This is a genomic window from Marinifilum sp. D714, from assembly GCF_030851345.1.
Taxonomy (GTDB): Bacteria; Bacteroidota; Bacteroidia; order Bacteroidales; family Marinifilaceae; genus Marinifilum.
The window spans coordinates 48,340-74,558 of sequence record NZ_JALPNU010000012.1 but is presented as its reverse complement, the minus strand read 5'-3'; the positions used below and the strand labels follow the sequence as shown (position 1 = coordinate 74,558).

Below are 26,219 nucleotides of genomic sequence, written 5' to 3'. Positions count from 1 at the left end.
CAATATTGTTTTTAAATGTTAACCTAATTTACTGATTCTATCAAGGCGAACCTTGTCTAGTATTTTAATTTTTCTTCCGTCAATAGCAATAACGCCTTCGCTGGCAAATGTCGATAATGTACGAATTGCATTCGAAGTTGTCATGTTCGATAGGTTTGCAATATCTTCTCTCGATAAGTAAACCTTAATGGTTGCTTCGTCTTCTTCAAATCCATATGTGTCACGAAGGAACAATAACGATTCAGCCAATCTACCGCGAATGTGCTTTTGGGTAAGAGTAATGGTTCTGTTGTTCGAGAATCCAAGCTCGGTTGACAACGAACGAATAATACATAAAGCCAATTCAGCATTCGAACGAAGTAGTTTTAGAATTAAGTCGTAGCTAACTGTGCAGGTAATCGAATCCTCGATGGCAACTGCCGATGCAATGTTGTTTTCTTCGGCAAATAAAGCACGGTATCCAATAAAGCCAATTGGTTTAGCCATACGAACGATTTGTTCACGTCCGCCAACACCTTCTTTGAAAATTTTAACTTTCCCTTCCGATAAACAAATTAACCCAATAGGTCTTTCTCCTTCTTTGTAAATGTATTCTCCTTTTTTGAAAAAAGAGCAAGTCATATTGGACTTTAGTTCTTCTTTCTCGGACGGAGTAAGAACATTAAATACAGAGTTGGGGTTATTGATTACTTCTCCACAAATCGTCTCTCTTGACTTTCTTTCATTCTCAATCATTACAATAATCGGATATGGTTATAAAAAATATACTTGCATGTTGTAAAACAGTTCAAATGTATATAAATGAATTTAAATGGAAAAACGAATAGAGAAAAATATCGTTATTTAGACGATGTTCGACAGCATGCGTTTTTGTAGGTGTTTCTACCCATTTAATTGTGCTTTGCTACCAATGGAATTTTACGACCAAAGCCGAAAGCTTTAGATGAAACACGCAATATAGGTGGCGTTTGAAAACGTTTATATTCATTCATGTTTACCAAACGAATTGCTTTTTCAACTGTTTGTTTTTCAAATCCATCTGCAATTATTTCTTTCGAAGACATATTTTTTTCTATATATCGGTATAAAATGCCATCCAAAACATCGTAATCTGGCAATGAATCAGAATCTTTCTGATCAGGACGCAATTCTGCTGATGGTGGTTTTACAATTGTATTTTCTGGAATAATTTCCTTGTCCTTGTTCATGAACCAAGCCATTTTAAATACATCTGTTTTGTACACATCGCCCAAAACCGACAAGCCGCCATTCATATCTCCATATAAGGTTCCATACCCTACAGCCGCTTCACTTTTATTTGATGTATTTAATAAAATGTGGCCAAACTTATTGGATAAGCCCATTACCAAAGTACCGCGGATTCTGGCTTGTATGTTTTCTTCGGCAACATTAAATGGCAAGTCGCCAAAGCTAGGTTTAAGCGCTTTCTGAAATTCTGAGAAAATTTCCTGAATGTTTACAATTTCGTATTGAATACCTAAATTTTCCGCCAAATCAACTGCATCTTTAATCGAATGATCCGAAGAAAACTCAGAAGGCATCAACAAAACGCGAACATTTTCTTTTCCTAAAGCTCTTTCGGCAAGTACTACGGTTACTGCAGAATCGATACCACCAGAAAGACCCAAAGTTGCCTGCTTAAAGCCCATTTTACCAAAGTAATCTTTCAGGCCAAGCACCAATGCATCATGAATTTTTTCGATATAGTCGACTTCAGCACTTTCAATTGCTTTGTTTTCGATCTCGTTCATATCCACAACCTGGTAATCTTCTTCGAAATATTTTAGTCTGCAAGCCACCTCACCTTTCGAGTTCAGAGCCATTGAATCACCATCGAAAATTAATTCGGTGTGAGCACCAATTTGGTTCACATAGATGATAGGCAAATTGTATCGTTCGATATTCGATTTTAGAATGTTGGTTCTTAAATCTTGTTGGTTGTATGAAAATGGCGAAGCTGCAATGTTTACCACAAAATCAGGGTTCAGCTTGTTCAGTTCCTCCATAGGCGAAATGGTGTAAAGCTCCGATTTGGCAAAATTATTATCGGTAGGCTGTTTTTCCCACAAATCTTCACATACCGTAATTGCAATTTTTTTTCCTTTGTATTCTACCAAGGAGAATTCTGTATTTGGCTCGAAATATCTGTACTCATCAAATATATCGTAGTTTGGCAACAGAGTTTTGTTGTGAATGCTCTCAATTTTTCCATTGGAAATAAAGAAAGCTGAATTGTATAAATTCTTTCCTTTGATATGCGGATTGATTGAGGGACCACCCACTACGGCAGCAATGTCTGTACATGCTTCAGCCACTTTTTGCAGAGCATCTTGTGTTCTTTCAATAAAATCTTTTCTCTCTAATAAATCTTTAGGTGGATATCCACAGATGGCTAACTCCGAAAATACTACCAAATCAACATTTTCTTTTTTTGATTTTTCAATTGCAGAGATAATTTTCTCGGTATTGCTTTCGAAATTACCGATATGATAGTTTAATTGGGCTAATGCTATTTTCATGTTAATATGTATTGTCTCGAATAAACTTTTGGATGCCTTATTGAGGCAATGGCAAATTTAGTTATAAAAAGGGAATGATTCCATTGTAAATTAAGATATCCATAGCTCAAAACTGAAGAATTTTTTTTCTTTAAATTATGCTTTGTTTATTTTTGAGAATCATTATTGAGAAATTACTCGCAAAATCTATAAACCTGATAATTCATATGACCTACATCCAAAGAGTTTCTGCACTATTAATGTGTGCGATTGTTTTGTTCTCTTGTAATTCAAAAAATACTCCAAACGTATCGCATATTTCTGTAGATCTTAATATCAAAAGATTTGATAAAGACTTGTTTGTATTGAAGGAAACGCAGGATTTTGCTCAGTTTAAAACCAAATATTCCGATTTTCTTCCACTGTTTAGTTACAAGGTAATTGGTTTGGGAAATCCTGATGATCCCAATTATATGGAATATCTGAACAAATTTTTGGAAGATTCAACAATGAATGTTGTAGCCCATAAGGTTGCTGAAGTATTTCCGGATCTATCGAAAGATGAGAAGGAGTTGGAACAGGCGTTCAAATATTTAAAATACTATTTCCCGGAAAGAAATATACCGGATGTTTATACGCAGATTTCAGGTTTCAATCAGTCGGTGGTGGTAGCTGAAGATATAATAGGGATAAGTTTGGATAAATATCTTGGTGAAGATTGTGAGTTTTATTCTTTGCTGGCAACTCCAATGTATGCCAGAAAGAATATGATTCCCGAACGTGTTTCTCAAGATGTGATTCTGGCTTACGGATTAACTGAATTTCCTTTTACACCCAAAACCGATGATCTAATTAGTAATATGATCTATCAAGGAAAAATCAGATATTTTTTGATGCAATTGATGCCGGAAAAATCCGAAGCGGATGCCATGAAATACACACAGGAGCAATTGGATTGGTGTAAAGAAAGTGAGGATCTGATTTGGGGATATATTATAGAACAGAAGCACTTATTTACTACAGAATATCGTACCATTATAAAGTATATCAACGATGGACCTTTTACACCTGGTATGCCGCAGGAATCTCCATCGAGAACAGGAATTTGGACTGGTTTGCAAATTGTAAAAAAGTTTATGGAAAAGAACAAGGAATATACTTTAAGTGATTTGATGAAGGAAAATGACTACGGAATGATTTTGCGTAATTCTTCTTATCAGCCGTAAAACGAACTTACCTTATTTGATATGAAACTTGCAATCATTCAATTTGAGCCTAAGTTTGGGGATGTACTTCAAACAATCGAGAAGTTAAAATCACTACTAAAAAAGGCAAAAGAAGCAGATTTAATTGTTTTGCCAGAATTGGCCAATACGGGTTATAATTTTGATTCCAAAGAACAGGCTTTTAATTTATCAGAGACAATTGATGAGAGTGTTTTTCTCACATTTTTGAAAGATACCTGCAGGGAGTTTCAATTTTCTGTAGCAACAGGTTTTTCTGAAAAAGAGGGAGAAAAACTTTACAATTCCTCGGTATTAATAGATGAAACTGGAGTAATATCTGTTTACAGAAAGTTGCACCTTTTTATGAATGAGAAAAATATTTTTGAGCCAGGGAATATAGATTTATCGGTAATTGATCACAAGGGAATTAAATTGGGAATGCTGGTATGTTTCGATTGGATGTTTCCTGAAGTGTGGAGAAAATTGGCGTTGCAAGGAGCCGAATTGATTCTTCATCCTTCTAACTTGGTTTTGCCATATGCACAATCGGTTATTCCTTCTTACTCGTTGGTAAATAGAGTATTTATTGCTACAGCAAATAGAATAGGAACGGAGAAAGAGCTTACTTTTACAGGACAATCGATTATTACTGGCACAAAAGGAGAGGTGTTGGCAAAAGCAGGTCTTTCGGAAGAAATACTTATGGTTGAAATAGATCCAAAAAAGGCAGAAGACAAAATGATTACTCCCTTAAATGATGCATTTGAGGACAGGCGAACAGATATTTACGAATAACACAAATACATGAACACAACAAACATTGACGATCAAAAAAGAAGAATCAGGAAAGAGATAAAATTGATGAAGCAGGATTATTCTTTACAACAGCGTAAGGAAATGTCGGTTCCTATTCTTGAGAAATTAGAGGGATTACCTGAATTCAAGGAGGCAAAAACAGTAATGCTTTATTGGTCGATGAGTGATGAAGTGTTCTCGCATGATTTTGTTTGTAAATGGGCCAGTGAAAAGAAAGTGATTTTACCTTGTGTAAAAGGACAAACACTGGATTTAAAAGTGTTTAAAGGTACTGAAAATCTGGTTGAAGGTGAGAATTATGGAATTCCAGAACCTGATGGCCCAATATTTATGGATGAAGATGAGATTGATTTAATTCTGATTCCAGGTGTTGCTTTCGACAAAGAGAACAATAGAATGGGAAGAGGAAAAGCATACTACGATCGACTGCTTCAATCGCTAAGTGCATTTAAGGTAGGAATTTGTTTCGATTTTCAAGTTTTGGATCATGTTCCAATTGATGAGCATGATATAAAAATGAATTGTATCGTATATTAAAAGCAATAAAAAAGCCAGTGATCTGATCACTGGCTTTTTAAATATCGGTTATTCTGCGATTATTCAGCGTGAATAGCTTCTACTGGACAAGCGTCAACACAAGTACCACAATCAGTACAAAGATCTGCGTCGATTACATAGCGCTCATCACCCATAGAGATAGCTTCAACAGGACATTCTCCTTCACAAGAACCGCATGAAATACAGTCGTCGTTAATTACGTAAGCCATTTTATTTTAATTTTAGTGTTAATACTAATGCAAATGTAATATCATATTTTTAATGGAGAAACAATTTATTCAGGAATTCCTTTATTTTGAAACAGATTAAATAATAAACAATAACAAAATATCAAATCTAATTTACAGTATTAAAGATGATTGAGTCTTTTATTTTTACGATTAAATCAAGAAAATAAGCTATTTGTTCAAATAGGATATTGCCATCCAGGCCATTACGCTCATTGAGGTTTGTAAGGCTTTTTCGTTTGCTTCAAAATTTGGAGTATGCAATGATCCTTCCTTATCAGATTTAACTCCAAATCGATAAAAAGTAACCGGATACTTTTGAGAGTAAAAACCAAAATCTTCAGTAGTCATTCTAATATCCATATTTACAACTCTATCTTCTCCAATTAAAGAGATGGCATCTACTTTTGCCTGATCGGTATATTTTTCGTGATTCACCAAAAATGGATAACCGTGTTTGATATCAACTTCACACTCAGCTCCCATTCCTTTTGCAGTGCATTGTGCAATATCGGTAATTAATTGCTTGGCCTTAGAACGCCACTCTTCATTCATGGTTCTGAATGTTCCTGCAATTTGCACTTCTCCAGGAATAATGTTTGTTGCTCCATTGGCTTCAATTTTTCCAAATGATAGAACAGTTGGAATTCTTGCATCGCAATGTCTGCTAACAATTTGTTGAAGAGCTACAATAATATGTGAGGCAATTAATACATTATCGGTACAGCGATGAGGCATGGCTGCATGTCCTCCTTTGCCTTTTACAGTCAGGTAAATTTCATCACCCGAGGCCATGTACATTCCAGATCTGAATCCTACGGTTCCTGTTGGCATATCTGGCAGAACATGGGCTCCAAGAATCCACTCAGGTTCTGGTTGTAAAGCACCTTCCTCCATCATTAACCTGGCTCCGCCTGGCAATAACTCTTCTCCAGGTTGAAAAATCAATAGGACTGTACCTTCCCATTCAGATTTAAATTGGTTCAAGATTTTTGCAGCACCCAACAAGCTTGCCATGTGCATATCGTGTCCACAGGCATGCATTACTCCATCATTTTTAGAACAATATTTATTTTCAGGATTTTCATTAATGGGCAAGGCGTCCATATCAGAGCGTAATGCAATTACCTTTTTTGACGGATTTTTTCCTTCAATTTTACCAACAATACCTGTTTTTACAAATCCATTGGTGTATGGAATTCCATATTCATCAAGCTTTGCCTGTATAAATTCGGAAGTTTTAAATTCTTCGAATGATAATTCGGGATTCTGATGTAAATAGGCACGAATGTTTATAATCTCAGCTTCGATTGATTGTGCAAATTCTTGTATCTGATTTTTTAAATTGGTCATAGTTGTGGTTAATGAATATATTTTATCTCGAAAATAAACATTTTAATCGAGCTCAGCTTATTACTTTTATACAAAGCTAATAATACTTTGTAATTCGCTTTAAATATTGCGGCAATTGGTATGGTTATTGAATTATTTATTGCACTCAAGTGAGTAAAATGTGCTTAACAAGTATTTAACTATATTTCGTATGGTAATCAATTAAAAATGTTTAATTTTGTTTGATCTCTGAATTTTTCAGATAAAAAATAAACCCTTTTGAGACTTTATCGTATTAAACAAAAGTTGATAAAAAATATTAGTAAGTTATGAATAGAAAAATAATTTTCTTGTTGGCAGTAGTTCTTTGTGGAAGTGTAGCTTTTGCTAATGCACAAAATACGAAACCAGTAATGAAATTCGCTTCTAAAACACACGATTTTGGAACTTTTAAAGAAGAGTTGGGGAAACAAGTTTACTCTTTTGAATTTGTAAATGAAGGAAAACAGCCTATTATTATCAATCAGGTTCGTTCTTCTTGTGGTTGTACTTCTCCCGATTGGACCAAGAAGCCGGTAGCTCCGGGACAAAAAGGGTTCATTAAAGCTACTTTTGATCCTAAAAATCGTCCAGGCCCCTTTAACAAATCTATTACGATAACTGCGAATACGAATCCTTCAATTACCATACTAAGAATTAAAGGTAAGGTAACACCTAGGGTTAAAACTGTAGCTGATCTTTATCCAAGATTGATGGAAGGTTTGCGATTGAAGAATAATCATTTATCGCTAACTAAGGTTAAAAATACAGAGATTAAAGAGGGAGCATTAGAAGTATATAATGATAGCAATGAAGACATTAGTATTGCATTTAAAAGAATGCCTGCACATCTTCAGTTAAAAATGGTTCCTGAAAAATTGGCTCCTAAACAAAAAGGTAAGATTGTTGCCTTATACGATGGAGGAAAGAAAAATGATTGGGGATTTGTTACAGATTATATGGATTTAATCGTGAACCAAAAACATAAACCTGGTCAACGAATTATTGTAAGTGCTAATATTGTTGAAGATTTTGAAAGATTGACGGAAGCAGAAAAGAAGGATGCTCCTAAGGTTGAGTTTACTGAAAGGGTATTTGATTTTGGAGAACTAACTCAAGGACAGAATGCCGAGCATGTTTTTACTATGAAAAACAATGGAGCATCTGACTTAATTATCCGCAAAACAAAAGCTTCCTGTGGTTGTACTGCCATTGCACCTCAAGCAAAAATTATAAAAGCAGGTGAGGAAACTGAAATTAAAGTTGTCTTTAATTCAAGAGGGAAAAGAGGACGTCAAAATAAATTGATTACCGTAATTACGAATGATCCTGTTCATTCGGCAGTTCAATTAAGAGTGAGAGGTAATGTTATTATGCCTAAGAGCTAAGGAAAATATTTCATGAAATATAAGCCTTTCAGTTTCTGAGAGGCTTTTTTATGCTTTGAATTTAGAGTTGCTAACAAACATATACACTTTTCTTGATGTTTGCAGGCAGCTTAGTTACTAAATTTATAACTTCGCATACAGAACAATTAGATCAATGAGTCATGTCAGATAAAAATAAAAAACAGGATCATATCGAGAATGATCCTTCATATAAGGGATTACAAGTAAATTCAGGAATAAATCAACCACCTTCAATTAACCCTCGAATAGCAGAGCGTTTAAAGAAAAACAAGCGCAAAAAATATTCTGTCGACGATTACGTAAAAGGAATTTTAGATGGAGATAGAGGAATCTTGAGCCAAGCAATTACATTAATTGAGAGTTCGAAATATGAACATCAGAAAATTGCCCAGGAAATTATAGAAAAATGTTTGCCATATTCTGGAAAATCGGTTCGTATTGGTATTACAGGTGTTCCAGGAGCAGGAAAGAGTACTTTTATTGAAGCCTTTGGGAAGCATGTAACCGGACAAGGACACAAGTTGGCGGTTTTGGCTATTGATCCTAGTAGTGAAAGAAGTAAAGGAAGTATCCTGGGAGATAAAACCAGAATGGAAGAACTTTCTGTAGATCAGAATGCTTACATTCGCCCTTCTCCATCGGCAGGATCATTGGGTGGTGTTGCTCGTAAAACCCGCGAAAGTTTAATTTTGTGTGAGGCTGCCGGTTTTGATACCATTTTAATTGAAACGGTTGGTGTTGGACAATCGGAAACGGCAGTTCATTCTATGGTAGATTTCTTCCTTTTGATAAAAATTGCAGGTGCTGGTGATGAATTGCAAGGAATCAAACGAGGAATTATGGAAATGGCAGATTTAATTTCCATTAACAAGGCTGATGGAAATAATGTGCACAAGGCTCAATTGGCGAGAGTACAATTTGAGAATGCGCTTCACTTGTTCCCGCAATCGCCTTCAGGTTGGTCACCAAAAGTTTTAACTTGTTCAGCAATTGAAAAAACGGGTATTGATAAAATTTGGGATACCATTATGGATTACTGCAGCCATACTCAGCAAAACGGGTATTTTGAACAAAGAAGAAGCGAACAAGCCAAATACTGGATGTATGAAACCATTAATGAACAATTAAAAGATGGTTTTTACCAAAAACAGTTGATTAAAGAGCAGATTCCTGAATTTGAAAATAAAGTTTTAAATGATGAAATGAGTTCATTTGTTGCAGCATTTAAATTATTGAATGCCTATTTTCAGGATATCAAGAATAAAGAGTAAATCGATACGTATGTCGAAATTGGTTTCGATTACGCGTTTATTTTTGGTAGATTTAGGAATTCATAATTATTAACACACAAAATACCGTACACATGAAAAAGTTATTTATCGCCATATCAGCGATTGGTTTATTTTTTACTTCTTGTAATCAAGGTGAACAATTTAAACTAACAGGGAATATTTCAGGACAGCCGGAAGGTAAAGTATATCTTTCAAAAGTTCAGGATAATGAATTGGTAAAAATTGATTCGGCAGAATTAAAGGAAGGCGTTTTTGAATTTGTTGGAACTGTTGCTTCTCCTCAGAGATATTTTATTCAATTGGATGGTAAAAAAGAAGCACTTCAATTTTTTATAGAAAACTCTAATATCAACATTAATGCAGATGTTGAAAAATTGGCTGAAGCTAAAGTGGTAGGTTCTGCAGAGCAGGATGTGTACGCAGCATACAAGGAATCACAAAAAGTTTTTAATGAAAAAAACATGACTCTGCGTAAAGAGTATATGGCAGCCAGAAATGCTCAAGACCAGGTAAAAATGGATTCTATTCGCGACGTTGCAATGAAAATGCAAGAAGAATCAGAGGCTGTAACCGATGAATTCTTAAAGAACAATGCTGCATCTGTTGTTTCTGGTTTTATTAAATATAGAATGACTGGAGGAATGGAGCTTGCAAAGATGGAAGAAATGTACAATGCGATGCCTGAAAATGTTAAAGCTTCTATTTATGGTGTTAAAATTAAGGATAAGATTGACATTTTAAGTAGTGTAGCTGTTGGTAAAGCAGCTCCTGATTTTACTTTGAATACTCCTGAAGAAACTCCTTTTAGCCTTTCTTCATTGAAAGGAAAAGTTGTTGTTATCGACTTTTGGGCATCATGGTGTGGTCCTTGTAGAAGAGAAAATCCGCATATGGTTGAACTTTATAAAGAAGTTAACGAAAAAGGAGTTGAATTCTTAGGGGTTTCTTTAGATGAGAATAAAGAAAAATGGTTGAAAGCTATTGAAGATGATGGTTTGGTATGGAAACATGTATCTGACCTTCAGGGGTGGAACTCAAAAGCTGGTAAAATGTATGGAATTAGTGGAATTCCTGCTACAGTTCTTCTTGATCAAAATGGTGTAATTGTAGCTAAAAATTTAAGAAGTGCTGAATTGAAAGTAGAAATTGAAAAATTACTTCAATAGTATATTTTAAGATATTAAAATTGGCCCGATGGATTTCTTTCTGTCGGGCTTTTTGTTTGTAATTGGAATTTGACTAAATTCATTATTCTGAATCATACAATAAAACAGCAGTGCTTGGAGTCATTTTTAAGGAGAATTTCAATTGTTGATTCGAAAAAATATATACTTTTGTTATTTAAATCAGATCTAAATAAATTAATTCAATAAACAAATGAGATTTGTTAATATTCTTATTCTTTCCGTATTAATATTCGGAATATATTCTTGTCAACCAAAGCAAGCTAAAAAAAACGAAAATCAAATTTCGGTAAGTATTTTACCTCAGAAATATTTTGTGGAACGAATTGCTGGGAATGACTTTCAGGTTAATATTTTAATTCCTCCAGGAGGTAGTCCTGCAACCTACGAACCAACTCCAATGCAAATGGAGCAGGTTGCAAAATCGGTTGCTTACTTTAAAATCGGACACATCCCTTTCGAAAATACCTGGATGAACAACATGATTAAAGCAGCAGGAGAAATAAAGGTTTACAATCTATCCAAAGGAATTGAATTGATTCGTGGTCCTGAAGTTCAGCATGGCGACCATTTTCATGAAGGAGGTATTGATCCACATACATGGTCTTCGCCAAAAGCAGTTATTCAAATTGTTCAAAATTTATACAATGGTTTGGTGCAATTGGCTCCAGAGAAGAAAGAAGCCTATAAAAAGAATATGGATCAATTCCTTTCAGAATTGGAAATGTTGGATCAAAAATCAGAAGAAGTTTTTGCAGGAGCTAAACACAAGTCATTTATGATATTTCATCCAGCATTGACCTATTTGGCTCGTGATTATGGCTTGAATCAAATTCCAATTGAATTACATGGGAAAGAACCTTCACCAGCTCATATGCAGCATTTAATTGGTGAGGCTGAAAAACATGACATTAAGGTTGTCTTTATTCAGAAGCAATTCAATAAAGAAAATGCCGAAGCCATTGCAAAAGAGATTAAGGCTGAGGTAATTCAAATTGATCCTTTGAATGAAGATTGGATGGCTGAAATGAAAAGCATTATCAATCACTTAAAAGGTGACGCTTAAATTCAAAAAACTAAGATGAACAAACTTCTGGAACTGAAATCCATAAATGCAGCCTACGACGATAAGTTGGTGTTGAAAGATGTCGACCTGGTAGTGAATCAAAATGATTTTGTTGGAATCATAGGACCAAATGGAGGTGGTAAAACTACCTTACTAAAGGTGATTCTAGGAATTTTAAAGCCTGTAAGTGGAGAAATGCACGTGAATGGAAGTACGATTGGTTATTTGCCTCAAATCAATCAAATCGATAAAAAATTTCCGATTTCTGTTCAAGATGTGGTTTTATCTGGTTTGATGGGGGTGAAGAAATTATTTGGTAAATATAGTCCGGAGAATCGAAAGCGTGCGAATGAATTGATGGATCAAATGGGCATTCTTCATTTGAAAAAAAAGAACATTGGTGAGCTTTCAGGAGGGCAGTTGCAAAGGGTGTTTTTGTGTAGAGCAATTATTTCAGATCCCCAACTGTTGATTTTAGATGAACCAGATACTTATGTGGACAGTAATTTTGAGGGGGAATTGTATGATATTTTAGATCAATTGAATGATCACATTGCAATTATCATTGTATCGCACGATGTTGGAACCATTTGTTCGCACGTAAAAACCATTGCTTGTGTAAATCAAACATTGTGTTATCACGATTCCAATATCATATCGCAAGAGCAGCTAAAAGCTTATAATTGTCCAATCGATTTAATCACTCACGGAGAAGTTCCGCATCGCGTACTAAAGCATCATTAGTAATATGAACTCTATATTTGAATTATTTCAATATCAATTTTTTACCAATGCGGTATTTGCTGCAATAATGGCTAGTATTACTTGCGGTATTATTGGCTCATACATCGTTGCACGTCGCATTGTATTTATTAGTGGTGGAATTACCCATGCATCTTTTGGAGGAATTGGAATTGCCTGGTATATGGGATTGAATCCAATATTGGGAGCTGCTCTTTTTGGTGTTTTATCAGCTTTTGGGATTGAATGGTTGTCGAAGAAAACTGATGTGAGGCAGGACTCTGTTATTGGAATTCTATGGGCATTGGGAATGGCATTGGGGATCATATTTATATACATGACTCCTGGTTATGCTCCTAATTTAATGAGCTTTTTGTTTGGGAATATACTAACTGTTGGTAGTTTGGACTTATTGCTATTGTTGGGGTTAAGCATTTTAACAATTCTTATTTTTGCCATATTCTTGAAGCCGATTTTGTATGTAGCCTTTGATGAAGAATTTGCTAAAACTCAGCGTATTCCAGTTCATTTTATCAGTTACCTGATGATTGCCTTGGTAGCTTTGGCAATTGTTTTGAACATACGTGTGGTAGGAATTATTCTGGTAATTTCGTTCCTAACCATTCCACAAACCATTGCCAATATGTTTACGAAGGACTTTAAGAGAATGATTTTTGGATCAATAGGATTTGGTTTATTAGGTTCTTTTATTGGTTTACTGGTTTCGTATAAAATTAATGCACCTTCGGGAGCAACCATTATATTTTCATTTGTAATTTTATTTGTGATTGCCAAATTGGTGCAGTTGTCAATGATTGCAATAAGAAGGAAAGAAGGAATTAAAGTAGAAAAAATAGGATAGAAGAATTTTTCTATCAATAAATTAATATATAAAAGTATCTGTATTAAATTAGCAGAGCGAAATTTGTACTAACATAAACAACAAAATAAAAATGAGTTACGATTTAATAGTAGTAGGAAGTGGTCCTGGTGGATACGTAGCTGCCATTCGTGCTTCACAATTGGGAATGAAAGTAGCAGTTGTAGAACGTGCTGAACTGGGTGGTATTTGTTTGAACTGGGGATGTATCCCTACAAAATCTTTGTTGAAATCGGCACAAGTTTTTGAATACATGAAACATGCAGGCGATTATGGTTTGGCTGTTGATGGTGATGTAAAAGCTGATTTTGAAAAAGTTGTTGCTCGTAGTCGCGGTGTGGCTGAAAAGATGAGCGGTGGTATTCAGTATCTTTTCAAAAAGAATAAGATTGAAGTTCTAAACGGTTTCGGAAAGCTAATTGGTAACAAGCAGGTTGAAGTTTCAGCTGAAGATGGTATCAAAACTACTTACGAAGCAAAGCATATTATTTTGGCAACAGGTGCTCGTTCACGCGAATTGCCAAATCTTCCTCAAGATGGAAAAAGAATTATTGGTTACAGAAAGGCATTGACGCTTGAGAAATTGCCTAAATCGATGATTGTTGTTGGATCTGGTGCAATTGGATCTGAGTTTGCTTACTTCTATTCAACTATGGGAACTAAGGTAACTTTGGTAGAGTTCATGCCAAATATTCTTCCTGTTGAAGACGAGGAGGTATCGAAGCAAATGGGACGTTCATTCAAGAAGAACAAGATCAAGGTTATGACTCACTCTACAGTGGAATCGGTGGAAGGTGAAGAAGGAAATCTTAAGGTGAACATCAAGAACAAGAAAGGAGAGATGGAAGTGCACGAGTGCGAAGTCGTTCTTTCTGCTGTAGGTATTACTCCAAATACTGAAGGTATTGGTCTTGAAGAAGTAGGTGTAGCAACTGAAAATGGACGTGTGATTGTAGATGATTACTACCGCACAAATGTTGAAGGTGTTTACGCTATTGGTGACATCGTAAAAGGCCCTGCTTTGGCGCACGTTGCTTCGGCTGAAGGGATTACTTGTGTTGAGAAAATTGCAGGTATGAAAGTTGAACCTATCGATTATACTACAATTCCAGGATGTACTTACACAGTTCCTGAAGTAGCTTCAATGGGTATGACAGAACAAGCAGCTAAAGATGCTGGTCATGAAGTGAAGATTGGTAAATTCCCATTCTCAGCTTCAGGTAAGGCAAGTGCTGCAGGTGCTAACGAAGGTTTCGTAAAATTAATATTTGATGCGAAATATGGAGAGTTGTTAGGTGCTCATATGATTGGTGCCAACGTTACTGAAATGATTGCAGAATTAATTGTTGCTCGTAAGTTAGAAACTACAGGTCACGAATTGATCAAAGCAATTCACCCTCACCCAACCATGTCAGAGGCAGTTATGGAAGCTGCAGCTGCTGCTTACGATGAGGTGATTCATATCTAAGGAAAAGGAAAGAGTATCAAGTTGCAAGAACTTGAATTTTCTCTAAAAAATATTCCCAAAAAAGGGAAAACAGAAACAGCCCGAGGTTTTGCCTCGGGTTTTTTGTTTGAAAAATTTGAACTTTAAATGACTTACCTGTTCTACAACTTTCTTGATTCCTATTTTAATTTATATGTTTGTGTGGACAATTTAACAACCAACAAAAACAAACAGTACAGATGAGAAAGTTATTATTGGTTCCTGCAATGCTTTTGGCATTAACAGGAGTATCACAAGCTCAGAAATCAGGATCTGTAGATGCAAAAACACTTGAAGAGATTCGTTCCAGCTTTAAGTTAGATGCAAATACACAAGCAATCCAAAACGCGATTACAAATACGGAAAGTATTAGAGAATTATCTTTGAACAGATCAAAAATTGGAAAAACCGATCATTACTTTAAATACAGAGTGGATGTAAAAGGGATTACCGATCAGGAAAGTTCAGGAAGATGTTGGATGTTTACTTCTATGAATACCATTCGTCCCTATGCAATGAAGAAATTCAACTTGAATGCATTCGATTTTTCTCACAACTATAACTATTTCTGGGATATGTTTGAGAAATCAAACTTGTTCCTTGAAAATATTATTGCAACTGCCGATCGTGATATGGATGATCGTGAAGTTGTAACTTACTTTAAGTCTCCTGTTGGTGATGGTGGAGTATGGAACTCATTCTATAATGTGGCTAAAAAGTATGGTGTAGTTCCAGCTGAGATTATGCCAGAAACAAAAGTGAGTAACAAAACTCGCGAAATCGGTAAGCTATTGAATGAGAAGTTAAGAGGAGAAGGTTACAAGCTAAGAATGTTGGCTGCAGAAAAGGCATCGGCAAAGAAATTGGAAGCTGCTAAAGTTGAAGCTTTAAAATCAATTTACAGAATGCTTGCTTTAGGTTTAGGTGAACCGCCAGTGGAATTCGAATGGAGATTTAAGGATTCGAAAGGAAATATCAGCGAAAGCAAAACTTACACTCCTCAGCAATTTTTAGAAGAAGTTGCTCCTGGGTATGCTGATATCGAAATGGTAATGATCATGAACGATCCTACTCGTGAGTATTACAAAGTTTATGAAATTAAGAATTACAGAAACGTTTCGGAAGGTGTTAACTGGACTTACTTGAACTTGCCAAATGAAGATATCAAGAAATTTGCATTGGCTTCTATCAAGAATAACGAGGCAATGTATGCATCATGTGATGTGGGCAAGCAACACAATCGCAAGACAGGTGTAATGGATGTAAATACTTACGATTACGCTTCATTATTGGGAGTTGAGTTCGATATGGACAAAAAGGCAAGAGTCTTAACTCGTCAGTCTGGTTCTTCACATGCTATGGCCTTGGTTGGTGTAGATGTTGATGAAAACGAAAAGCCAGTAAAATGGGAATTCGAGAACTCTTGGGGATCAGGTTCTGGTCACAATGGTTACATTACTTTCACCGACGCATGGTTCGATGCTTATATGTTCCGTGTGGTAATCAACAAGAAGTACTTAGATGAAAAAGCTAAAAAGGCTTCAGAAAGCAAACCAGTACAATTGCCAGTTTGGGATTATATGTTCTAAATTTTGCTTGTAAGATATATGGAAGGGTGTTTTCTTAATGAGAACACCCTTTTTTGATTCTATTCAGATTGTTGTATGTGCTCTTCAGTTGGCTGAAGAGGTCATTCTCCCAAAAAAGAAGCCCCTAAATTGACTGAGGAAGTCGTTTTCTCAAAAAAGAAGCTCCTCAATTGACTGAGGAGATCATTTTCTCAAAAAAGAAGCTCCTCAATTGGCTGAGGAGATCATTTTCCCAAAAAAGAAGTTCCTGAATTGGTTCAGGAGTTCGTTTTCTCAAAAAAGAAGCCCCTGAATTGGTTCAGGAGTTCGTTTTCCCAAAAAAATAAGCCCGTCAGTTGATTGACGAGATGATCCAAAAAAGCCCCGAACATTGTTCGAGGCTTAGCTGTAAATATTTTTCTGAAATTACTGCTTCAATCTCTTGAAAATAAAGCGAGTAATAAAGATCCCTTTTCCATCACCTTTACCACTATCACTTTCTACACCACTGGTAACGAAAGCCAATTCATAACCTTGTTCAATCAAACTATTGATTTTTGATGAAATTAAAGCATCGTTAGAAGCAATGTTTTGGAAATTGATACCTGCAATACTGTAGAAGTTCAATAGTTTTGTTTCTGCAAACAAACTTACTTTAGCATCAGATCTTTTAACATCTTTTTGCTTACTTTTTTTACCATCGGTTCTTTCTGTAGTAAATGCGTTAGCATCAATTGGAGACTTTTCTTCAATAATTCTTGAACGACCAATACCCATTGGAACGATAGATTCTACTGTAGTGATTACTTTGTATTCGTATGACTGAGCACTAGCATCGATAAAAAGCCCACAAGCAATAATGAAAAGTAAAACTAATTTTTTCATACTTGGTAATTAATTTACTGGTTTATAAATATTAGTAGTTTTTTGAAAAGCACTAAACTATAAAATTATTTAGATAATATTGTTGCTAAACAAAATTTTTCATCATCCTAATTGATATATTTATCGAATTTTCATGTACATAATGAGAGAGGTACAAATTTTTCATTCACCAAGCATAAGTTAATCTTATAGGTTTATAAAATCATCTTATTTTCAATTATTGATATTTGTATCAAAGAAAATGACAAATCAATAATTAAAAAATAAGAATCATGAAAAATCTAAAAGAGAATCAAGCAACAGTTGAGTTAACAGCAAACGAAAGAGAAATTGAACAATTGCAAATTTTATTGGCAAACTATCAGTTGTATTATCAAAACTTAAGAAATTTTCACTGGAATGTAAGGGGACGTGCTTTCTTCGAATTGCATGCAAAATTTGAAGAGTTGTATACCGATGCAAGTGATAAAGTTGATGAAATTGCTGAGCGTATCTTAACCTTGGATGGTCATCCATTGGGAAACTACTCTGATTATGTAGCAATTTCAACCATTCAGGAAGTAAACTCTAACACAAGTGGAGAGGAAATGGTTCAACAGGTTGTTAACTCACATGAAATATTGATCGAAAAAGTGAGAAATGTAATTGCGGAAGCAAATGAGAATGAAGATGAGGGAACTTTGGACATACTACCAGCTTATATTTCTTATTTGGAGAAAATTAACTGGATGTTAAAAGCTTACTTAAAGTAATTCGAATGTGTTGAGAATAAGAAAGCCTCCAAAACTTGGAGGCTTTTGCATTTTATTCGCTTTTAATATCTAGTATTGTTGGAAAGTTCATGTTTTCATCCATAAATTTATCCATTTGAACCGTAAATCTTTCACAGAAAACAATACGTTGAGATTTTGGAATATATGGAGATAGTCTGTTGATTTCAGACAAAATCTGATCTCTCATAATTAGTTCGGCATCATCAATGATGAACATTTTTAAATTGTTCAGATTAATTCCACTAAATGAATATAACTCATTTAATTTTTTAGCTGTTGCAATTACAACATCCGAGCCTGCATATATCTTATCTCTTAAATCGTGAAGATTTCCTGCATCACCTTCGCAAAAAACTCTTAAATCAGTATTTTGTCCCAATGCCTCAAATTGTTCTTTCATCTCAATAGATTTTTCTCTGCTCGAGACAATAATTAAAGCTCTTGGTACATCTTCGAATTCCGATTTTAATTGTTGAATTACACCAATTACAATGGTAGATGATTTACCACTTTTTTCATCGGCACGAATCATTAAATCAACACCACTTTTTATTTTTGAAATACTCTGTTTTTGAACTTTTGTTGGTGTTTCAAAGCCGTATTCTTCTAAGGCTTCCAATAAATGCTGATCTAATTTTTTTAAGAACATCTTCTTTTGCTTTTTTGTTTGAATGTGGCAAATTTACAAATGTTTTGCCAATTTCATTAATCTGATGAATTCTCCTCGATATCCTTCTTCATCTTTGCCTTTTGAATTTTGAGCCAAATCAATCAGCATTTTATAATTACAGTTTCCTTTGTGTTTCGATTTGCGAAGCAATAAACCAAAACCAGCAACGGCAGCAGAGAATTGGAAGTTTTCAGAAAGAGTTTGTTCGGAGCTTACATTCATAGGAATTTCTTCAGTAATTAAGATGCTTTTTCTTCCTTTTGGATTTTTATATCTGAACTTCACAGTAGCAATTTCATCTTTAGAAAGAGCCTTGGCATTTAATTTTGTATCCTGATATTTCAGATTCTGATCCTTCTTTGTCCTTTTTGCCAGTTTAATTTCGTAAAGTGCAGTTACATTGTGTCCCGAACCAAGTTCGCCGGCATCCTTCTTGTCATCATCAAAATCTTCCTTGTTCAACATTCTGTTTTCGTAACCAATTAATCGGTACTCTTCAACAATTGCTGGATTAAACTCGATCTGAATTTTTACATCTTTGGCAATGGTGTGAAGCGTTCCTCCAAACTCGTTTACCAAAACTTTTTTGGCTTCCAATATGTTATCGATATAAGAATAGTTGCCATTTCCTTTGTCGGCAATAATTTCCATTTTATCGTCCTTGTAATTTCCCATACCAAATCCCAATACAGAGATGAACACCCCATTGTTACGCTCTTTTTCAATCAGCCTTTCCATTTCGGCATTGCTCGAAATACCAACATTAAAATCTCCATCGGTTGCAAGTATGATTCTGTTGTTTCCACCATCGATAAAATTTTCGCGAGCAGTTTTGTATGCCAATTCTAATCCTGCAGCTCCAGCTGTTGAACCTCCTGCATTTAATTTATTTAAAGCATTTAGGATTTTTTCTTTCTCGTTTCCATTGGTGGATGGTAAAACCAAACCAGAGCTACCGGCATATACTACAATGGCAACTTTATCTTCTGGGCGCAATTCATTTACCAAAAGTTTAAAAGCTTTCTTTAATAAAGGCAGTTTGTTTGGTGAATTCATCGATCCGGATACATCTAGCAAGAACACCAGGTTTGAAGCTGGAAGATTTTCAGTTTCGATTTTTTTCCCTTGTAGTCCAATATGTAGTAGTAGGTTGTCATTGTTCCATGGGCACTCAGCTATTTCGTGATGGATGGCAAAAGGATGCTCACCCTTAGGTTGCTCGTAGCTGTAATTGAAGTAATTGATCATTTCTTCAATTCGTACAGCATCAATTGGAGGTTTTTCACCATTGGTTAAAAATCTACGAACATTGCTATATGAAGCTGCATCAACATCAATGGAAAAAGTTGAAACTGGACTTTCCACTGCATTTTTGTAGTTGTTTTCATTGATAGTAGAGTATCCTTCGGTATTGTAGTTTATTGTTGGCATCATTTCATATTGGCAAAAAGCCACTGCATTTCTTTTACCTCTTCTTGAGCTTTTGCCGCGAATTTTAATGCCAGCTACACTACTAGAGAAGCTTTGCTTTGTCTTTTTTCCATAACCAACAACAATTACTTCATCTACGCTAATTTGTTCAGCTCGCATAATAACATTTATTACTGTTTGGTCTTTCACCTCAATCTCCTGACTGATTAATCCAACAAAAGAATAAATTAAAATATCACCTTTTTCTACTTCAATTGTATACTTACCATCAATACCGGTTGAAGTTCCATTGGTTGTACCTTTAATTACTATACTTACTCCAGGTATTGCAAGATTTGATTCATCCGTAACAACACCACTTATTGTTTTTGCTGAAAGGGTAGTAGAAATAAGTATTCCTAGCAATCCCAATAATAATTTTATTGCTCTCATAATTCTATTTTTTAATGATTACTGTTCGTCTTTGTCATTAGGATGCAAGGCAAGAATAAATTCCATAAAAAATTTTCATCTTTTTTTTGAAATGGTTAACTAGCATAAGAATTAAAGCTGATAATTAACACAGATAGCTTAATGTTTCGGACTAAAAAAAATCCTGATAAACTTTCCGATCAAGAGTTGCTGGAATCATATATTGATTCAGGCGATTTGGAAGAATTGGGTGCGCTTTATTCCCGATATATGCATTTGGTTTATGGTGTATGTTTAAAATATCTGCATGACAGAGAGAAAGCAAAGGATGCAGTAAATGCTATTTTTGAACACTTGATATCAGAAATCCCTAAATTTGAGATAAAGAATTTTAAATCATGGTTGTATGTGGTGTGTAAAAACTATTGTCTGATGCAATTAAGGAAACAAAAATCCCGGAAAAATCAGGCAGACAAATTTTTACAGTTGCAATTTGTGGAATCTACTACTTCACTGCATCCTATTGATGAGACACTGGATTTAAATCTGGAACAGAATCTGAAAAGGTGCATTGATAGATTAAAGGAAGAGCAGCAAAAGTGTATTTTGTTGTTTTACTACGACGAGAAATGTTATCAAGAGATATCGGATCAATTGGAGTATCCGGTTAAAAAAGTAAAAAGTTATATTCAAAACGGGAAAAGGAACTTGAAGATTTGCATGGAAGAATTTGCCAAACAAAATGAAGTCTAAATTGAGATTGACATATGAACGAATTTTAGCCTATTTTGGTAATAAAATGACTGAAAAGGAAAAGCATGCTTTTGAAAAATCTGTAATGATGGATGAATTCGAAAGTGATGCTTATGATGGCTTGTCTAAACTTGGTTCATTGGAGATTGAGCAAGATTTAGAAGAATTGAAACTGAGTTTGGAAAGTAAAATGAATTCCAAGCAAAAGAAAAGATTGATTTGGTTGCCTTATGCAGCAAGTATTATAGTTATTCTCGGGTTGAGTTTTGTTTTGTATTTTATTAATCAAACCCCGAGAGGAAATGAATTTGTTAGTCAGGATATTGAACAAGCTAAACCTAAACAGAAGTTTGAGAGTATCCAGATTACAAAAGAAGATAGTCTCAATATTAGTACGGATCAACCAATAGAAGAGTTAGAAGAGGTTGAGTTGGTAGAAGAAAAAGGAATTGATGTTGTCGATCTTGAAGTTCAAATGGCAGATGAGTATGAAGAACTTCAATTTGCACAAGAAATAAAAGATGAGGAGATCGAAACGAGTGAACCAATTCTTAAGGTTCTAAAAGTTAAAGAAAATCAATCTTCAAGAATTGTTACCAATAAAGTTGAGAAAGCATTATCTGGCAAAGTAGCAGGTGTGACCGTTAGCAAAAGGGATACAGGAATTAGAATCAGAGGATTTGCAACAATTGGTAATGATGAAAATGCAAGGAAAATTTCCGGGCTTGTAGTTGATAAAGAAAAAACTCCAATACCTGGTGTAATGATTGTTGTGAATGGGACAACAAAGGGAACCATGACTGATTTAGATGGGAAATTTGCGATGAGTCTTGCGGATACCAATTCCAACTATAAATTGACAGCTTCCTTTGTTGGTTTTGAAACCAAAGAAGTGGATGTTGCTGATTCGTTGTTGGTTGTTTTGGAGCAGGATGCCGTTGAGATGAATGAAGTAGTGGTTACAGCCTACGGATCTGAAAAGAAAAAAGCTTTCGAAACAGGATCTGTATCTGAAGTAAAAATGGATAAACCAATTAAATCTTGGAACAAAGTATTGCCTTCTCAATCGAAGAACATTTCGATATATAAAGAGAATATGATTTCAAGTCTAAAATCAGAATTTGAAACTGAATTAACGGGAAGATATAAACTTAGAGTTTCTTTTATCGTGTATAGTTCAGGATCTATTGGGAATGTTAAAGTTAAGGGTGACAATAATCTGAAACTAACCAAAAAGATTAAAGAATTAATTAGAAATGGAGAAAAATGGATTCCAGCAGAATCCAATGATGCTCCTACTGATTCAAAAGTCCGATTTACTTTACGTGTAGACTTTGATTAATTACTTTTTGTTGATTAAGTATACTCCTAACAAAATTCCAGACATGCATGCAAGATGGAGGAGTGTAATGTTTTCTCCATCGACTACTCCCCAGAAAATTGCAAATATGGGAATGATATAAGTAACAGAAGAAGCATATACGGCAGAAATGTGTCTGATTAAGCTATTCATTAATAACATGGCCAGTGCAGTGCCAATTATTCCCAATGCAGCCAAAGCAAGAAAATGAATTGGCCAATTAGGAGTAGCAAATACAGGCTGAAAATCTGTTGTTAAAAGATATATTAAAGCTGCTGGACCTGTAAAGAAAAAGGAAAGAGATGTAATTTGAACTCCTGATAAATGTGAAAGCTTGGCTTTAATTGTATTGATGTTGATACCATAAAATGATGTAGCTAAAACAATAAGTAAGGCATAGCTGTTGATACTTCCAAAGTTCAATTCTTTACCAGAAGTAATCAGGCCAAGAGCTCCTATAAGACCGACTACCAACCCTATTGTTTGCAACCATTTAAATTTGGTTTTAAAAAATAAAATTCCAACCAAAAGTGTAAAAAGTGGTGTTAGTGAGTTTAGCATTCCAGCCAATGCACTGTCTATTTGAGTTTGTGCCTTGGTAAATAAAAATGCAGGAATGAAACTACCTATGAATCCAGCAACAAGTATACTTGGAAAGTCTTTTCTCTGAAGAAATTTTAAATTCTTAATTGAATACGGAAGTAGTACAAGTGAAGCCAATAACATTCGAATTCCAGCAGCTTGTTCACTGCTAAAACTCTTCAGGCCTATTTTCATTAGTATAAAAGAACTTCCCCATACAAAAGCCAATAGGATAAGAATCGTGAGTTGAAACCAAGGTTTTTTCCAGTGCATATTGAGTGTATTTTGAATGCGAATGTACTGGAAATTAAACATCAAAACAACTGGAAAAAGGAACTTTCAGAAAAAACACAAAACCCCGGGAGTAGTAAATCCGGGGTTTTCTTGTGTATAACAGACTGTAGTTGTTTTTTGCAGAAAATCAACTTTTATTGATAATCATAAGGGTGATTTTCGATTCTGTTTAATCGTCTATTTATTTATTCCTTAAAAACAGAAAAGGTAACCCTGGAAATCAAAGTTTTTTTAATTGATTTACGCTTTGTTGTAAAATACTCAATCCTTTTTTTAACATAGACTTTGGGCAACCTATGTTTAATCTCATGTAGCCATTTCCTTCTTTTCCAAAAGTAGTTCCCTTATTTAAAGCTAAACCAGCTTCATTAATTAGAATCTGATTCAACTTTTCTGAGCCAATATTCAGATCTCTGCAATCTAACCATAATAAATAAGTAGCCTCTGGAGTAACCAATTTAATTTCTGGAATATTTTCTTCAAGAAATTCTCGAACGTAATCTACATTGGATTGTAAATACTCCATGAGTTGATCCAACCAGTCAGCTCCATGTTCATATCCTGCTTGCATGGCAATATGACCAAATAAATTACCAGAATCCAGGTGCATGGCACAAAGTAGCTTTTCGTAAGTTTTTTTCAATTCCTGATTAGGGATAATAATTACCGAACTTGCTAAGCCAGCTACATTAAAAGTTTTCGAAGGAGCAATACAGGTAATTGTTCTTTGTGCCAAATCTTCCGATAAAGAGGCAAGAGCTATGTGTTTGTGATTCTTATAGATTAAATCCTGATGAATTTCATCAGAAATGATAAGAAAATCATATTTTTTTGCGATTTCTCCTAGTCGAAGAAGCTCATCTTTTGTCCATACTCTTCCCACAGGATTATGAGGATTGCTAATAATTATGGCTTTTAAACCATCTTTGGCAAGTTGTTCCAAATGTTCAAAATCCATTTGGTAAGAATCTTCTGTTCTAATTAATGGATTGTGAACCAAACTGCGTTCAGTATCATTTATCACATGAAAAAATGGATGATATACCGGTGGTTGAACAGCAATTTTATCACCCTTTTCAGTCAGACTCATCAGCAATAAGGATAGAGCAGTAACTACTCCAGGACTGGAAGAAACCCATTCCTCTTTTACTTCCCAATCGTGACGGTTTTTAAGCCAGTTTTGTACACTTAAAATACAATCTTTACTTCGGAATGAATATCCGTAAATTGCATGTTCGGCTCTTTTTATTATAGCGTTTGAGATACAGTCTGGAACATTGAAATCGGTATCGGCTACCCAAAAAGGAAGCAAATTATCTTTCCCAAAATAATGTTCGAGTTTATCGTATTTTACCGAGTTGGTATTTTTGCGATCTATAATTTTATCAAAATTGTATTTCATTGTGATTGATTTTTAGGAAGAGTTAAAGTATAAAATTTTATAGAGTCTTTAAAGCAGCTTTTAAAATTTGCGAATAATGTTTGGGTTGATTTAATTCGTAGAAAACTTATAAAGTATGAAAATCAGAAAGAGTGGCGCTAAATATTCTGCGATTGTTGGAATTGGCGAACGAATTAGAAAAATGAGTCAAGAAACCGGTAATGAATTTTTGTTATTAAACCGGGGGGTAAATTCGGTCTGTAACATCGATTTAAACTCTGTTGTTGATGAATTGGATTTTAATTCGAACGAAATGCAGGTTTACCCTCCATCGCAGGGTAGGTCTGAGTTGAGAAAAGCCATTAATCAGCATTACTTTGGCAATCAGTCTTCGGTTGATAACATTGCTATAACCGGAGGAGGCATGTCGGCACTCGATTTGGTATTCCAAACCATAAATGTAGACAAGGTGTGTTTGCCTGATTACTACTGGGGGTCATACGTTCAGGTAATGACAGTTCGAGGAATGGAGTCTGAAACCTATGCTGATTTTAATACTGTAAATGAAAATATAGATTCTTATAAGAACAGGGCAGTGATCATCTGCGATCCAAATAATCCTATTGGAAACAAGCAGGCTGATGAGAATATTTTTAAAACCGCCAAAGCATTAAGTGATCATGGTGCAATTGTGATTGTAGATTGTCCGTACAGAAGAATTTTTTGTGGAGAGGAAGATTTGTTTTTTCAGAAATTAAGCCAATTGGAAAATGTTATTATTGTTGAAAGTTTTAGCAAATCGGTAGGCTTAAGTGGACAACGATTGGGTTTTGTGCATAGTACAAACAAAGAGTTTGTAAATGAATTGGGAATTCGTTTGATGTATGCCACAAATGGAATAAATGCTTTCTCTCAATTAATGGTAGCCAAATTGCTAAGCTCTGATAAAGGACAGGTTGTAATGAAAAGCTTTAAGGAGCGCACTTGCGAGGGAATAAAGAAGAATATAGAATTTTTGGAAATCAAAGGCTTGCTGGCAAAAGAGTTTTATAAGGATTCTGAACCTATTGGAATATTCGTGATTGTTAACAAATCGGAAGAGGAACTTCTTGAGGCACGAATAGGGAGTGTATCATTAAGTTACTTTACAAGGGATAAGAAAGAATATGCATCTCGGTTTGCAAGAATTTGTGTTTCTGTTCCACACGAAAAATTCAAAACTTATTTCGATGGATTGGAAATGTTGAACAACTCCAAAAATTAAGATCTTTTTTGAGGCAAAAATTAATGCGTAAGTAACAATAAGGAGTGTTTTTATAGGAGAAGGGAATTGAAA

The 26,219-nt window shown here is 34.9% G+C and carries 24 protein-coding genes; 15 read left to right on the top strand and 9 right to left on the bottom strand.

The features are described from left to right. Positions 1 to 18: 18 nt before the first annotated feature. Both M0051_RS12380 and M0051_RS12375 read right to left on the bottom strand, forming a co-directional pair. On the bottom strand, positions 19 to 735 hold the full coding sequence (locus M0051_RS12380) for a Crp/Fnr family transcriptional regulator (RefSeq protein WP_306741837.1): 717 nt from the start codon (positions 733 to 735) through the stop codon (positions 19 to 21). Positions 736 to 890: 155 nt separating this feature from the next. After that, the gene (locus tag M0051_RS12375; RefSeq protein WP_306741836.1) at positions 891 to 2,540 is read right to left on the bottom strand and encodes an NAD+ synthase; all 1,650 of its coding nucleotides are present in this window, start codon (positions 2,538 to 2,540) and stop codon (positions 891 to 893) included. A gap of 137 nt (positions 2,541 to 2,677) precedes the next feature. Here M0051_RS12375 and gldB point away from each other — a divergent pair, with 137 nt between their 5' ends. Genes gldB through M0051_RS12360 form a run of 3 tightly spaced genes read left to right on the top strand, consistent with a single transcriptional unit; the run spans position 2,678 to position 5,098 of the window. Beyond that, complete coding sequence (gene gldB, locus M0051_RS12370; RefSeq protein WP_306741835.1) at positions 2,678 to 3,745, top strand: gliding motility lipoprotein GldB; 1,068 nt, start codon at positions 2,678 to 2,680, stop codon at positions 3,743 to 3,745. 21 nt (positions 3,746 to 3,766) lie between these two features. Further along, entirely contained in the window at positions 3,767 to 4,540 is a 774-nt protein-coding gene (locus tag M0051_RS12365) for a nitrilase-related carbon-nitrogen hydrolase (RefSeq protein WP_306741834.1), read from the top strand. Positions 4,541 to 4,549: 9 nt separating this feature from the next. Beyond that, complete coding sequence (locus M0051_RS12360) at positions 4,550 to 5,098, top strand: 5-formyltetrahydrofolate cyclo-ligase (protein ID WP_306741833.1); 549 nt, start codon at positions 4,550 to 4,552, stop codon at positions 5,096 to 5,098. A 59-nt stretch (positions 5,099 to 5,157) separates the two neighbouring features. On the opposite strand, the gene M0051_RS12355 is transcribed toward M0051_RS12360, so the two are convergent. Then, positions 5,158 to 5,328, bottom strand: coding sequence for a DUF362 domain-containing protein (locus tag M0051_RS12355; protein ID WP_083464674.1), 171 nt, complete (start codon positions 5,326 to 5,328; stop codon positions 5,158 to 5,160). 189 nt (positions 5,329 to 5,517) lie between these two features. Continuing rightward, positions 5,518 to 6,699 (bottom strand): M20 family metallopeptidase, encoded by a 1,182-nt coding sequence (locus M0051_RS12350; RefSeq protein WP_306741832.1) that lies wholly within the window; start codon positions 6,697 to 6,699, stop codon positions 5,518 to 5,520. 308 nt (positions 6,700 to 7,007) lie between these two features. Here M0051_RS12350 and M0051_RS12345 point away from each other — a divergent pair, with 308 nt between their 5' ends. The 8 genes from M0051_RS12345 to M0051_RS12310 all read left to right on the top strand — a co-directional run bounded on the left by M0051_RS12345 (position 7,008) and on the right by M0051_RS12310 (position 16,364). Next, entirely contained in the window at positions 7,008 to 8,105 is a 1,098-nt protein-coding gene (locus tag M0051_RS12345) for a DUF1573 domain-containing protein (RefSeq protein ID WP_306741831.1), read from the top strand. 161 nt (positions 8,106 to 8,266) lie between these two features. Continuing rightward, a complete protein-coding gene (gene meaB / locus M0051_RS12340) occupies positions 8,267 to 9,397 on the top strand; it encodes a methylmalonyl Co-A mutase-associated GTPase MeaB (protein ID WP_306741830.1) in 1,131 nt (376 codons plus the stop codon). 92 nt (positions 9,398 to 9,489) lie between these two features. Beyond that, positions 9,490 to 10,584 carry a TlpA disulfide reductase family protein gene (locus M0051_RS12335; protein ID WP_306741829.1) on the top strand — a complete coding sequence of 365 codons (1,095 nt, stop codon included), beginning with the start codon at positions 9,490 to 9,492 and terminating at the stop codon, positions 10,582 to 10,584. A gap of 211 nt (positions 10,585 to 10,795) precedes the next feature. Continuing rightward, a complete protein-coding gene (locus M0051_RS12330; protein WP_306741828.1) occupies positions 10,796 to 11,668 on the top strand; it encodes a metal ABC transporter solute-binding protein, Zn/Mn family in 873 nt (290 codons plus the stop codon). Between the two features lie 15 nt (positions 11,669 to 11,683). After that, entirely contained in the window at positions 11,684 to 12,412 is a 729-nt protein-coding gene (locus tag M0051_RS12325; RefSeq protein ID WP_306741827.1) for a metal ABC transporter ATP-binding protein, read from the top strand. 4 nt (positions 12,413 to 12,416) lie between these two features. After that, complete coding sequence (locus tag M0051_RS12320; RefSeq protein ID WP_306741826.1) at positions 12,417 to 13,271, top strand: metal ABC transporter permease; 855 nt, start codon at positions 12,417 to 12,419, stop codon at positions 13,269 to 13,271. 91 nt (positions 13,272 to 13,362) lie between these two features. Next, a complete protein-coding gene (gene lpdA, locus M0051_RS12315) occupies positions 13,363 to 14,757 on the top strand; it encodes a dihydrolipoyl dehydrogenase (RefSeq protein WP_306741825.1) in 1,395 nt (464 codons plus the stop codon). Between the two features lie 218 nt (positions 14,758 to 14,975). Continuing rightward, the gene (locus tag M0051_RS12310; protein WP_306741824.1) at positions 14,976 to 16,364 is read left to right on the top strand and encodes an aminopeptidase C; all 1,389 of its coding nucleotides are present in this window, start codon (positions 14,976 to 14,978) and stop codon (positions 16,362 to 16,364) included. A 405-nt stretch (positions 16,365 to 16,769) separates the two neighbouring features. Here M0051_RS12310 and M0051_RS12305 read toward each other — a convergent pair whose 3' ends face one another. Next, entirely contained in the window at positions 16,770 to 17,228 is a 459-nt protein-coding gene (locus tag M0051_RS12305; protein WP_306741823.1) for a hypothetical protein, read from the bottom strand. A gap of 272 nt (positions 17,229 to 17,500) precedes the next feature. On the opposite strand from M0051_RS12305, the gene M0051_RS12300 reads away from it, so the two are divergent. Next, complete coding sequence (locus tag M0051_RS12300) at positions 17,501 to 17,980, top strand: Dps family protein (RefSeq protein WP_306741822.1); 480 nt, start codon at positions 17,501 to 17,503, stop codon at positions 17,978 to 17,980. A gap of 52 nt (positions 17,981 to 18,032) precedes the next feature. Here the strand turns inward: M0051_RS12300 and M0051_RS12295 are convergent, their stop codons facing one another. Next, a complete protein-coding gene (locus M0051_RS12295) occupies positions 18,033 to 18,650 on the bottom strand; it encodes a DEAD/DEAH box helicase (RefSeq protein WP_306741821.1) in 618 nt (205 codons plus the stop codon). A gap of 33 nt (positions 18,651 to 18,683) precedes the next feature. Further along, positions 18,684 to 20,534 carry a VWA domain-containing protein gene (locus M0051_RS12290; protein ID WP_306741820.1) on the bottom strand — a complete coding sequence of 617 codons (1,851 nt, stop codon included), beginning with the start codon at positions 20,532 to 20,534 and terminating at the stop codon, positions 18,684 to 18,686. 141 nt (positions 20,535 to 20,675) lie between these two features. Between M0051_RS12290 and M0051_RS12285 the strand changes: the two genes are divergently transcribed. Next, the gene (locus tag M0051_RS12285; protein ID WP_306741819.1) at positions 20,676 to 21,266 is read left to right on the top strand and encodes an RNA polymerase sigma factor; all 591 of its coding nucleotides are present in this window, start codon (positions 20,676 to 20,678) and stop codon (positions 21,264 to 21,266) included. Beyond that, entirely contained in the window at positions 21,256 to 22,608 is a 1,353-nt protein-coding gene (locus M0051_RS12280) for a carboxypeptidase-like regulatory domain-containing protein (RefSeq protein ID WP_306741818.1), read from the top strand. Before M0051_RS12285 ends, M0051_RS12280 begins: the two co-directional genes overlap by 11 nt. On the opposite strand, the gene M0051_RS12275 is transcribed toward M0051_RS12280, so the two are convergent. Continuing rightward, complete coding sequence (locus M0051_RS12275) at positions 22,609 to 23,481, bottom strand: DMT family transporter (RefSeq protein WP_306741817.1); 873 nt, start codon at positions 23,479 to 23,481, stop codon at positions 22,609 to 22,611. Between the two features lie 241 nt (positions 23,482 to 23,722). Next, positions 23,723 to 24,904, bottom strand: coding sequence for a MalY/PatB family protein (locus M0051_RS12270; protein WP_306741816.1), 1,182 nt, complete (start codon positions 24,902 to 24,904; stop codon positions 23,723 to 23,725). A gap of 115 nt (positions 24,905 to 25,019) precedes the next feature. Between M0051_RS12270 and M0051_RS12265 the strand changes: the two genes are divergently transcribed. Then, positions 25,020 to 26,147, top strand: a complete 1,128-nt coding sequence (locus M0051_RS12265; RefSeq protein WP_306741815.1) for a pyridoxal phosphate-dependent aminotransferase — start codon at positions 25,020 to 25,022, stop codon at positions 26,145 to 26,147. Positions 26,148 to 26,219 lie beyond the last annotated feature (72 nt).